The 2,346-nt window shown below is 43.3% G+C and carries 4 protein-coding genes; 3 read left to right on the top strand and 1 reads right to left on the bottom strand.

The annotated features are described in order from the left end of the window. The first annotated feature begins 158 nt into the window (after positions 1–158). The 3 genes from rpsP (at position 159) to H5968_RS24830 (ending at position 2,181) form a co-directional block, all read left to right on the top strand. Positions 159–419 (top strand): 30S ribosomal protein S16, encoded by a 261-nt coding sequence (gene rpsP, locus H5968_RS24820; RefSeq protein ID WP_096566147.1) that lies wholly within the window; start codon positions 159–161, stop codon positions 417–419. Beyond that, positions 382–819, top strand: coding sequence for a KH domain-containing protein (locus H5968_RS24825; protein ID WP_096566145.1), 438 nt, complete (start codon positions 382–384; stop codon positions 817–819). Before rpsP ends, H5968_RS24825 begins: the two co-directional genes overlap by 38 nt. Positions 820–1,227: 408 nt before the next feature. Beyond that, positions 1,228–2,181, top strand: a complete 954-nt coding sequence (locus tag H5968_RS24830) for a PhoH family protein (protein WP_187042064.1) — start codon at positions 1,228–1,230, stop codon at positions 2,179–2,181. Here H5968_RS24830 and H5968_RS24835 read toward each other — a convergent pair. After that, the coding region (locus H5968_RS24835) for a hypothetical protein (protein WP_222620807.1) at positions 2,160–2,346 on the bottom strand (187 nt) is incomplete at its 5' end. The genes H5968_RS24830 and H5968_RS24835 overlap by 22 nt on opposite strands.

The following is a 2,346-nucleotide window of genomic DNA, read 5'->3' on the forward strand; positions in this document are numbered from 1 at the left end:
TCCCCTGCCTCCCCTGCTTCCCCTGCCTCCTGCCTCCTGACTCCTTGATCTCCTGACTCCTTGATCTCCTGACTCCTGACTCCTGACTCCTAACCGTGCTACAATTATCATTTCATTCACAAAATCACTACCTACCAACAGGACAACGATTTTTCAACATGATCAAACTGCGCTTGAAGCGATTTGGTAAAAAGCGGGAAGCAAGTTACCGCATTATTGCTATTAACGATCTGTCTCGTCGTGATGGTCGTCCCCTAGAAGAACTAGGATTTTACAACCCCAGAACTGATGAAGTGCGTCTGGATGTTCCCGGTATTGTTAAGCGTCTTCAACAAGGCGCTCAACCTACTGACACCGTTCGTCGCATCCTCGTAAAAGCTAATGTTTTTGAACAAGTCAGTGCAAACGCCGCATCATAAACTGGAGCCGAAGTTACCAGCAGCCAGTCCTCACTATGTTGGGCTGGTGAAGTTTCTTGTACAGCCGTTTTTAGAGTCTCCAGAGTCTTTAAGTGTCGATTGTGAAATGTCTTACACCCTTAAACGGGCTTGGATTCGCATCGCTTTTGACCCTACAGACAAAGGAAAAGTCTTTGGTAGGGGGGGACGCAATATTCAGGCAATTCGCACGGTAATTGCCGCAGCAGCAGAATTGGCTGGCCAGTCAGTATACCTGGACATCTACGGCAGCAATACCCAAAATCGGGATGGTATGTCTTTTGATGAAGAACAGGAAGAAAGAATACCCCCACCAAGATCACGAGAAAGAAGTGGAGACATCCCCAGACCTATTGCTAAACCCCGCTTTCGGTCGGTCTAAACTGGTAATTTTGAGGTGACTCAGCCAGTAAGTAGTTCTGGTAAAGATGAAGATAGTCCGCAAAAAAATTGTTATAGCAGGAGTCAGGAGTCGTAGGGGTGAAGCCTTCGGGCAATCAATGATCAATTTTTATTGAAAGCTATTTTCCTGTAAGGGTGAAGCATTCGGGCGATAAATTATCAATTTTGATCACAGTTATTTTCCGAATGCTTCGCCCCTACTTCGCCCGTCCTAACTGCTCTGTCTACGACTATAAAACCAAGATTTTTGCAGTCTTTTGTTGCTAAGTCAATACGACTGAAAAAAACGCAATACCCAGATCCTCGACTTCTTCAAGAAGTTGGGGGTCTATCTTCTGAGAAATTTTTGATAAATTTTGATAAATTTTGATAAATTTTGATAAACACTATGGCAGGTGCAGTTACAATTGGGCTGCCTAATATTCCCAGTGCGATCGCTCTTGCGGGATATGGGGAAGCAAATCTCAAGTTTCTGTCTCAACAAACAGGAGCTAGTTTAGTGCTGCGGGGTCAAGAACTACTCATTTCTGGTCAAGAAAAGCAGGTTGATCTAGCTGTGAAAATAGTGCGATCGCTAGAAAATCTCTGGAGTAAAGGTAATAATATTGCTACTGCGGATATTTTAACAGCCCGTCAAGCAATAGAGGGCGATCTCCAAGGTGAATTACAAGACCTACAGCGCGATATCCTCGCTAAAAGTCGTCGTGGTCAAGAAGTCCGCGCTAAAACTTTCCGTCAACGACAATATATTGAAGCTATTCGTAAACGCGACCTCACCTTTGGTATTGGTCCTGCGGGAACTGGTAAAACCTATCTCGCGGTTGTCGTCGCTGTCCAAGAACTTCTAGCTAATCAATTTGAAAAATTAATTTTAACCCGTCCTGCGGTGGAAGCTGGGGAAAAACTGGGATTTTTACCAGGAGATTTACAACAAAAAGTTAACCCCTATCTGCGTCCGCTTTATGATGCTATTAATGAATTTATTGATCCTGAAAAAGTCCCCAATTTAATGGAACGGGGCATAATAGAAGTTGCGCCTTTAGCTTATATGCGGGGGCGGACTTTAAATAATGCTTTTGTAATTGTTGATGAAGCTCAAAATACCACACCCGCACAAATGAAAATGGTGCTGACTCGTTTGGGTTTTGGTTCTCGTATGGTGATTACAGGTGACATCACGCAAACTGATTTACCTCTACATCAACAGTCAGGTTTAACCGTTGCTTTGCAAATTCTCAAGCACGTTGAAGGTATCGCTTTTTGTGAATTTACTCAAAAAGATGTTGTTCGTCATCCTTTAGTACAAAGGATCGTTTCTGCTTATGAACAATATGAAAAATAGTATATTGGTGATTGGTGATTGGTGATTGGTGATTGGTGATTGGTGATTGGTGATTGGTGATTGGTGATTGGTGATTGGTGATTGGTGATTGGTGATTGGTGATTGGTGATTGGTGATTGGTGATTGGTGATTGGTGATTGGTGATTGGTGATTGGTGATTGGTGA

Origin of the sequence: Sphaerospermopsis sp. LEGE 00249 (assembly GCF_014299995.1) — a bacterium.
Lineage (GTDB): Bacteria > Cyanobacteriota > Cyanobacteriia > Cyanobacteriales > Nostocaceae > Sphaerospermopsis > Sphaerospermopsis kisseleviana.